General features: G+C 38.6%; 11 protein-coding genes and 1 riboswitch. All 11 genes read right to left on the minus strand.

Annotation, left to right across the window (positions count from 1 at the left end):
- Positions 1-114: 114 nt before the first annotated feature.
- The gene (gene moaC / locus AC4MRQ_RS23635; protein WP_491200198.1) at positions 115-564 is read right to left on the minus strand and encodes a cyclic pyranopterin monophosphate synthase MoaC; all 450 of its coding nucleotides are present in this window, start codon (positions 562-564) and stop codon (positions 115-117) included.
- Between the two features lie 3 nt (positions 565-567).
- Positions 568-1,368: a GTP 3',8-cyclase MoaA gene (locus tag AC4MRQ_RS23640; RefSeq protein WP_491200199.1), complete on the minus strand. Its 801-nt coding sequence runs from the start codon at positions 1,366-1,368 to the stop codon at positions 568-570.
- The gene (locus tag AC4MRQ_RS23645) at positions 1,352-2,527 is read right to left on the minus strand and encodes a molybdopterin molybdotransferase MoeA (RefSeq protein ID WP_491200200.1); all 1,176 of its coding nucleotides are present in this window, start codon (positions 2,525-2,527) and stop codon (positions 1,352-1,354) included. Before AC4MRQ_RS23645 ends, AC4MRQ_RS23640 begins: the two co-directional genes overlap by 17 nt.
- 19 nt (positions 2,528-2,546) lie before the next feature.
- Positions 2,547-3,053 (minus strand): hypothetical protein, encoded by a 507-nt coding sequence (locus tag AC4MRQ_RS23650; RefSeq protein WP_491200201.1) that lies wholly within the window; start codon positions 3,051-3,053, stop codon positions 2,547-2,549.
- On the minus strand, positions 3,050-3,589 hold the full coding sequence (mobA, locus tag AC4MRQ_RS23655; protein WP_491200202.1) for a molybdenum cofactor guanylyltransferase: 540 nt from the start codon (positions 3,587-3,589) through the stop codon (positions 3,050-3,052). Before mobA ends, AC4MRQ_RS23650 begins: the two co-directional genes overlap by 4 nt.
- Entirely contained in the window at positions 3,589-4,320 is a 732-nt protein-coding gene (locus AC4MRQ_RS23660) for a sulfite exporter TauE/SafE family protein (protein ID WP_491200203.1), read from the minus strand. The genes mobA and AC4MRQ_RS23660 overlap by 1 nt, the downstream gene beginning before the upstream one ends.
- A gap of 126 nt (positions 4,321-4,446) precedes the next feature.
- A riboswitch (molybdenum cofactor riboswitch) is annotated at positions 4,447-4,585 on the minus strand.
- A gap of 16 nt (positions 4,586-4,601) precedes the next feature.
- Positions 4,602-4,946 (minus strand): chaperone NapD, encoded by a 345-nt coding sequence (locus tag AC4MRQ_RS23665; RefSeq protein WP_491200204.1) that lies wholly within the window; start codon positions 4,944-4,946, stop codon positions 4,602-4,604.
- A gap of 10 nt (positions 4,947-4,956) precedes the next feature.
- A complete protein-coding gene (locus AC4MRQ_RS23670; RefSeq protein ID WP_491200205.1) occupies positions 4,957-5,532 on the minus strand; it encodes a nitrate reductase cytochrome c-type subunit in 576 nt (191 codons plus the stop codon).
- A 5-nt stretch (positions 5,533-5,537) separates the two neighbouring features.
- A complete protein-coding gene (gene napH, locus AC4MRQ_RS23675; protein ID WP_491200206.1) occupies positions 5,538-6,338 on the minus strand; it encodes a quinol dehydrogenase ferredoxin subunit NapH in 801 nt (266 codons plus the stop codon).
- Position 6,339: 1 nt separating this feature from the next.
- Entirely contained in the window at positions 6,340-7,116 is a 777-nt protein-coding gene (napG, locus tag AC4MRQ_RS23680; RefSeq protein ID WP_491200207.1) for a ferredoxin-type protein NapG, read from the minus strand.
- Positions 7,117-7,174: 58 nt separating this feature from the next.
- Positions 7,175-8,430: molybdopterin dinucleotide binding domain-containing protein (locus tag AC4MRQ_RS23685; RefSeq protein WP_491200208.1), on the minus strand; the 1,256-nt coding region annotated here is incomplete at its 5' end.

Consider the following 8,430-nt stretch of genomic DNA (forward strand, 5'->3'; position numbering starts at 1 on the left):
AGAAGATTGTCCCCCAAATCTCAGCCATAAAATTCGCTCCCGCAATATCTCCCACAAAGACAAATTTAACCAGCTTTGATCGCTTATAAGCCTCCTGTTGAAGAGCTTGTCTTGTTATTCTTTTGTTTTTTCAATCAAGGTGATGTCTTTCATCACCATGGCTTTATCAACGGCTTTACACATATCATAAATAGTTAGCAAAGCCACATTAACAGCAGTTAAGGTTTCCATTTCAACGCCGGTTTGACCTTCGCATCGAGCCATTGAAGTTACTTGAATACCATCGGTTTTAATTTCAAACTCAACATCCACTTTTGACAGTTGTAATGCATGACACAATGGAATCAAAAAGTGTGTTTGCTTAGCTGCCTGTATTCCGGCAATACGGGCCACTGATAATACATCACCTTTTTTCATCATATTGCCATTGATAAGTTCCAGTGTATTTGATTGTAGAACAATAAAGCCACTGGCACTGGCTGTGCGTTTCTGTATGGGCTTGTCGCCAACATCAACCATATTGGCTTCGCCTTTTTTATTTATATGAGTTAATTTCTCTGACATATCTTATCCTCCAATGTTGTAAAATTTATGGTTATGGTTTATTGACCCTTCAAGGGGTTTGGCTCCCAGAGCGAGTTGGAAAGCTTGTTTTATACCATGCTTTTTGACGTTAAATGTGCGATTACTAAATAAACAGGGTTTTACATCACCATTGGCCATCAATCTGAGTCTGTTGCATATTTTGCAGTTGCCGCCTTCACCACCTTCAACCACAGAGAAATCTCCGGTTTCCAAATCCATTTGGCGAATAAAACGAATAGACAAACCCTCATCTTTACAAAACTGCTTCAGTGCTTCGATATCCTGACTTTTTGAATGACTGGTCTTAACCACATTGATCTTAATAGGGGTAAGGCCTGCTACTTGTGCGGCTTTGATTCCTTTTTTTACATCGTTGAGCTTACCTACACGGGTGATGTCTTTAAAATCATTTTCATCCAAAGTGTCTAGACTTATATTTACACGACTTAAACCAGCTTTTTTTAGATAAGATGCATACTGGCTAAGAAGGACACCATTTGTTGTCATGGCTATTTCTTCAATACCTTCAATTTGATTTATCATCTCAACCAATTGCACTATGCCTTTTCTGACCAAAGGTTCGCCACCTGTAAGACGAATTTTTTTGAGTCCGAGTTTGGCTCCTTCGCGAATGACATCGGCAATCTCTTCCAATGACAAAACCTCATTATGCTTTAGCAACTGTATGCCTTCCTCTGGCATACAATATCTGCATCGGAGGTTGCACCGGTCCGTGACCGAAACTCTCAAGTAGGTTATTTTTCTGTTATAGGAATCTAACATTTACCAAATCTCCTTTCTTAACTTCTTTTGTTCCAATGGGTAACTCGAATAAAACCTGTGCGTCGCTCAAGCTATTGATATGTGCCGAACCATGAAATTCAACAGGAACCACTTCACTATCTTTAATTTGAGCAGGGGCAAACAATAATCGTGCATCTTTTCGTCTGGAAAAATCTGTGTTGATGGGTAGTTGTAATTCAATTGACTGATGTTGATAACCCATTAACAGGTAAAGAAATGCTTTGGTATATAATTCGAATTGTATAAACGAAGAAACAGGGTTGCCTGATAAGCCAAAGATGTATTTGTTACCCTTTTTAGCAAAGACCATTGGTTTGCCAGGTTGAATGGCTGTTTTGGAAACGATAATTTCAAAACCCAATTTCTGAAGAATGGCAGGAATAAGGTCATATTCTCCAACAGAAACACCGCCTGTAAGAATAAGGACATCATTCTCTAAAACAGCATTACTTATTTCCTGCTCAAGAATAGTTTCATCATCCTTAATGATGCCCATGTAAGTTGCATCTATTCCTAATTGGCTTAATTGTGCCAGTAGTTGCGATGAATTAGAGTTTCTGATTTGAAAAGGTTGAGGTTTGACACTAGGTTCAACAAGCTCTGTTCCGCTTGCAATAATTGCTACATCTGGCTTTTTATAAACGTCGACTTTGTCCATTCCGGTCATGGCCAGGATCGGTAAATGACGGGCTTCCAGCAGCGTAGATGCAGAAAGTAAAACATCACCCGTTTTTGCATCTTCACCCCGCAAGCTAATGTTACTTTTGGTATTGTGGTTGGTGCATCTAACATGCTTATCATCAATTTCTTCTGAATCTTCAATCATAAAAACACAATCGGCACCATCAGGAACAACAGCACCTGTCATTATTTTGGCGCATTCATTTTCTCCGATATTATTCTCAGGATTTTTACCTGCGAAGATGGTCTCAACCACTTTTAATGGTTTTGCCAGATCAACACGTCGACAGGCATAACCATCCATTGCAGATTTATTAAATGGAGGCATATCCATATCAATGCTAACATCAGCAGCTAAAACACGATGCAACGATTTATTTAAACCAACTTGTTCCGTTGGAACTACTGTTGCATTATCCAATATATTTTTAATTGCTTCTTTATATTCAATCATCATTGTTTGTATTTGTAATACATTAGCAGGGTTGGTAAATGTTTTCTACATCTAACAATGCGGCTTCATCAGGAGTTAATACAACTTTGTTTTCCCCATCTCTCAGTACCTTCTCTTTTGAAGTGTCATCTCCTTTAATATAATAAAGGGTTTGAGGATCAATATAATTATACAAACCTCCGGATTCAATTATAACGGGTTTATCAATGGGCAGGTGAGTCAATAACTGCTCAAACATCTTTAATAAGTTATTGTTTTTGCACTGCACATAATATACAGCTGTGGCTCCGGCACCCAACATTCTGGAGCTATCCTTTTTAGTTATTAGGGTTTCTTTTACAATGCTAAAATCCTCAGTTTCATTTATTATTAGTGCTTGTTGATCTAATTCATGAAAATGCGATGATATTTTGACAGCATAAACATCGTTAGCTTCTTTCAAGTGTTTTATTATACGACAAGAAAGAAGTGTTTTGCCTACATTACGACCATTTCCGGCTATCAATATTATGTTGGGATAATGCTTCATTTTAAATCCTCCGGTTGGTTAAAATTCAGTAGAGCATTTTCATCATCAATGCCAATATATTGTGCATTTAATTCCTTTAACAGAAGCTGTAACTTATATTGTTTTTTCTCAATTTGATTTATTATAGTAGTAAGCGACCTCTTTGGATAATAGCCTAAAGTAGGATAGACCTTTTGAGTTGATGATTGTACAACGGCAGTACTTTCTTTCTTGTCATCAATAATTTTCTTAAAGTCTTCTGATTTAATTAGTGGCATATCGCAAGGACAAACTAAAATAGCATCATTTGAAGCTGCTCTTAAGGCTGCATGCAACCCTCCAATCGGACCAATTTCTTTATAAACATCATGAATCAATTTATATCCGAATCGACTATAATCAGGGTTGTTTGTGCTGATGGTTATTTCAGAACACAAGGGTTTTAGCGCCTCAATACAATATTCCACCATGGCTTTCCCATTGTAATTGATTAAACCTTTGTCTTGTCCCATGCGTGTACTAAGACCTCCTGCTAATATGACTCCGGTGTATTTCATCAGGAAAAGTAGAATAGTTTAAAGCTGGCAAACAACAATACAAAAGACAGCATATACATCAGGTATTTGGGTGTAAACTTCTTTTGTCCCAAACGAGAACCTATCATGCTGCCAACAATGCCAATTATTATTAAGATATAAATACTGCTAATGGGTTCAAATCCTGTGGCCAGAACCCCTAAAATGCCACTTGCTGAATTAAGGAAAATAAATATGGCTGATATGGTAGCCGTTTCTTTTATAGAGGCCCAACCCATGAGTAATAGGAGAGGACTAAGAATGATGCCACCGCCAATTCCTATCATTCCGGAAAAAAAGCCAAGTACGGCACCAAAAAGAAGTGCCAGAGGTAAATTGACTTGTTTTGTTTCTTTCTCAGATTTTGTAAAGAAAACCATTCGTACCACCGCGATCAGTAAGAAAATGGCAAGGATAATTTTATAGGTTCGAGGGTCGATATCAACCCGGGCACCAATAAATGACATGGGAATGGATAAAGCAATAAAAGGAAGCAGAAGTTTTGGACGAAAATAACCTCCACGATAAAAGTGATAAAAGGAGATGCCGGCCACAAACATATTAAGGGTTAGGGCAGAGGCACGCATATAAATTGGGTTAACAGCAAACAATGCCATAACTGCTAAATAGCCGCTGGCACCACCATGCCCTACTGATGAATAAAGGATGGAAGTAATAAATATGGCAATAAAAAAAAGAAATTCTGTTTCCATTATATTTATTGATGGTTGATAAATAAATGAAAAGCAGAAAGGTATTATCAAAATGAATTGATATCAAATTCCATCAGTAAACAACAGTGGAAAATAATGCAATATAACTCATCAATGATGATGAGGTTTATGTATCCTTTCTCCTTTCCAAGTCATTCTGATTCTTTGTCAGAAATCGGGAGGATTAGTTGTTTCCAACCAATCCCATCGGTACAAATTCCTTATCCATTGACTTAGGAATTATAACTCGAAGAAATGTGCTTCAAATATATAAAATTCGCTTATACTTTTTTTCTTAAATCACCTCCATATTTAATGTCACGGGCATCAAGTGATTCGTTGTTTAACCATTCTGGTGTTTCTTCTGCAATCTCAACTTTATCACGCTCTTTATCCAATTCTTCTTCACTATAAGCATAAACCATTTCAACTGCTAAAACACCATCTAGTTGTTCGGCGGCTTTAACAATAGCGATCTCTCCACTTACATCTTCGGCTTCAATGGTGATGATGATGCGCTCGCCTTCAATAATGTGTATTTCACATCCTTCAATCTCTTTAAGTTTTTCCGTTACAGATTCGGCTATACCAGATTTAACTTTAACTATCGCACTTGATATATTCATTCGTAGTTCTTTAAATACCTTCTTTAACTTTATCGTTTAAGTTAGATTGCTCCAATCCAAACTCCTGTCTGAATTCTGGTGTAAACAAGTTCTCAATATCCACACTTACTTCTGCTTGCGGCACATGGCATTGGCTACAGTTGAAATATTGATTGTTTAACTGATCAACCTTTTCATTGGTTAACTCATCAGATACTGTATAAACACCATCAACCAACTCCGGTTGAGGTCGCCAGTTGGCATAATGCGTTTTTGAGATAGGTACAGCACCCGATTCTTCTGCCTTATCCGGTAAATGACAAGTCAGGCAGATATTATTATCAATTTTGATGGGTAAAAAACCATTGGTCGTATGCGGAATTAACGGCGGCGCATTTTCAAACGCACGATCAATGGTTTCACCTTCGCCCGGTTTTACCTCACCATACTTAGGTTTTTCACTCAGGTTGGTGTCCTCCGATTTAACCGAGGCATCAATAATCCCCAGTTTATTTTCATCGATATAGTTGTTAGTATTCTTATTATTTTGGCAAGAAACTAAAAGTAACAGACCCAATGTTGTGGTAATTAGTATCTTTTTCATCATGATTATTATTTCTTATTAATCGTTCTTAAACTAAGGTTTAAAGCATCATCGTCACATACTTCAATACAACGTCCGCAATTGGTACACTCAGCAGGTTTAATAATTCCTGATGTATGAGTAACAATACTTAATACTTGCTCTTCAGGACAAACTGCAAAACACTTCATGCATTGCGTACACTTGTCGTTGTTATATTTGACTTTAATTAAGGCGTACTTACTAATAAAAGAGTAAAAGGCACCCAGCGGGCAAAGATGTCCGCACCAGCCAAATTTGGTTATGGCGAAATCGAAAAGAAACAAGGCAAGGATAAATGCCCAACCACCTCCAATACCAAATATGATACCTCTGTGAACCATTGATATAGGGCTAACTGCTTCAAAAGCTGCATATCCTAATATAGCGGATAAAATAATTCCAAGTCCAAGTGCCCAATATCTAATTTGTCTGGATAGAGATAGGCTGTACTTCAAACCCAGCTTGTTGTTTAGCCAGATTGCTGCATCTTCAATAATATTAACCGGACATACCCAGGAACAGAACATTCGTCCTAAAAGCAAGCCATAAACTAGCAATATAATTGTTGCTCCTAAAATGAGTTCAGATGAAGATATAAAACCACTGGCCAAAATTTGAATGACTGCATAGGGATCGCCTAGTGGCACAGTTTCAAATAGTAAAGCAGAACTATAATTGCCTTTGAGTATGTTCCAGCCAAAATAGTTGGCGCCAACAAACAGGCCTAATAGTGCTAACTGAACTATTCTTCGGCTGATTAAATAACGGTATTTCTTTAGTATTGCCATATCAGTCAAATAGCGATTCATCATCATTTAAATAGTCCAGCGCTGAGTTGATATCTTTTTTATCAGAATCGGGCATTTTTTCAATGGCTTCAATGCGCTTTTCGTCCTCTTGCTCCCAACTTTTGATATAGTGATCGCCAACCTTGCCGGTTGAAATATCTAAAGGTAAAACCCTTACAGCTGGCTCTTCTACAACACAAACTTTTTCGCAAAGACCGCATCCGGTGCATATATCACTGTTTATTACCGGTTGCAGATTAGCATGCTTTCCCGTAACCGGGTTCTTTTCTTTTTTAAGGACTATGGCCTCATCTATCAATGGACAAGCTCTGTAGCATGCATCACACTGAATGCCCCAATAGGCAATACAGGTTTCTTTATGAATAACTGCCAAACCCATTTTTGCATTATTGATATCCGGTTTGTCATCACTAACCAGGTTATCAACATGAAGGGCACCGGAAGGACATGCTTCAGTACATGGATAATTGGTACACAGGTAGCAAGGAACTTCTCTTGGTGTATAGTAAGGAGTTCCTACACCCATGTTTTCAGTTGGTGTAGCCAGCTTGAGCGTATCGTATGGACAGGCTTCAACGCATTTGCCACACTTAACACATGCCTGAATAAAGCTTTTGTTTTCAAGGGCACCCGGAGGTCTTAAGGTTATAGGAGCAGCAACCGTTCCTTCGGCTACAGTGCCCCATAATAAACCTCCGCTACCGGCTGCGGCCGACACTTTAAAGAGCTTTTTAAGTATTTCGCGACGTGATGTCATTCAATTATTTTTAAGCTGTTCCGACAAAAGCAAAGCAATTACCGGAACAGTGATGAGGTTATGCCTTAAATAATTTAACTGCACACTTCTTAAAATCAGTTTCTTTAGAAAGCGGACAAGTAGCATCAAGAGTTACTTTGTTGATGAACACTTTCTCGTCGAACCATGGTACAAATATCATCCCGCGTGGCATTCTGTTTCGGCCACGAGTTTGAACGTGAGCTTTAATTTTACCTCTGCGCGATTCTACCCAAATCAAATCACCGTCAATAAAGCCGTTTTGTGCTGCATCTTTTGGGTGCATGTAACATAAGGCTTCCGGAACAGCTCTGTAAAGTTCAGGTACACGCATAGTCATAGTACCACTGTGCCAGTGTTCAAGCACACGTCCGGTTGTTAGCCAGAATGGATATTCTTTATTAGGAATTTCCGGTGCTTCAACATATGGTCTGAAGAATATCTTGGCTTTGTTCTTCAGATCTTTTTTACCTAATGATGCATTTGGCTTTTTTAAATCTCCTTGCGGGATGGATTTTAAAGCACCACCATAAAAGGCAAAATCTTCAGAACCGGCTTTTTTAACGTATGGATCGTATTTGGCATTAAATCGCCAAAGTGTTTCTTTTCCATCAACCACGGGCCATTTTAAGCCTCTTACTTTATGGTAGGTGTCAAAGTCGGCCAAGTCGTGTGCATGTCCGTTACCAAATTCACGATATTCTTCCCAAAGGTATTTTTGTAAGAAGAATCCATAACCTTTAAATGGTTTTCCTTCACCATCTTTAACGTCACGCTTATCACCTTCAGCTTCGGTGTTGATAACGCCTTTACCTACAGGATCAGGCCATGCGAACTTTTGAGCATCTTTATTGGCAAACAATACATCGTATAAGGTATCTGTTAGCTTGTAACCCATTGCCTGAGCTTCTTCCAGTACATCAGGTAATCCACCTTCAAGTCCCGGAATTTTCTGTGCGCCCCAAACTTCACGAATTTGGAAACGTTTGGCTAATTCTGTGTATTGCCAGATATCAGGCATCGCTTCTCCAACAGGTGTTACCTGTTGTTTCCAGTGTTGTGTTCTTCTTTCAGCATTACCATATGCTCCCCACTTTTCAAATATCATGGCAGATGGCAGAATCAAATCTGAAACTTTAGCCGAAATACCCGGATAAGAATCACTACAAACAATGAAATTATCCATTTGGCGAGCAGCCTTTAACCAGTGGTTGGCGTTGGCTGTATTTTGGTATGGGTTACAGACATTAATCCAGGCAAACTTGATCTTGCCATCTTCAATGTCGCGGTGAAGCT

The organism is Carboxylicivirga sp. (genome assembly GCF_982718395.1).

Excerpts from the sequence above, each read along its gene's own strand:
- moaC (WP_491200198.1), bottom strand. The coding sequence starts at position 564 with ATGTCAGAGAAATTAACTCATATAAATAAAAAAGGCGAAGCCAATATG.
- AC4MRQ_RS23640 (WP_491200199.1), bottom strand. The coding sequence starts at position 1,368 with ATGTTAGATTCCTATAACAGAAAAATAACCTACTTGAGAGTTTCGGTC.
- AC4MRQ_RS23645 (WP_491200200.1), bottom strand. The coding sequence starts at position 2,527 with ATGATGATTGAATATAAAGAAGCAATTAAAAATATATTGGATAATGCA.
- AC4MRQ_RS23650 (WP_491200201.1), bottom strand. The coding sequence starts at position 3,053 with ATGAAGCATTATCCCAACATAATATTGATAGCCGGAAATGGTCGTAAT.
- mobA (WP_491200202.1), bottom strand. The coding sequence starts at position 3,589 with ATGAAATACACCGGAGTCATATTAGCAGGAGGTCTTAGTACACGCATG.
- AC4MRQ_RS23660 (WP_491200203.1), bottom strand. The coding sequence starts at position 4,320 with ATGGAAACAGAATTTCTTTTTTTTATTGCCATATTTATTACTTCCATC.
- AC4MRQ_RS23665 (WP_491200204.1), bottom strand. The coding sequence starts at position 4,946 with ATGAATATATCAAGTGCGATAGTTAAAGTTAAATCTGGTATAGCCGAA.
- AC4MRQ_RS23670 (WP_491200205.1), bottom strand. The coding sequence starts at position 5,532 with ATGATGAAAAAGATACTAATTACCACAACATTGGGTCTGTTACTTTTA.
- napH (WP_491200206.1), bottom strand. The coding sequence starts at position 6,338 with ATGGCAATACTAAAGAAATACCGTTATTTAATCAGCCGAAGAATAGTT.
- napG (WP_491200207.1), bottom strand. The coding sequence starts at position 7,116 with ATGACATCACGTCGCGAAATACTTAAAAAGCTCTTTAAAGTGTCGGCC.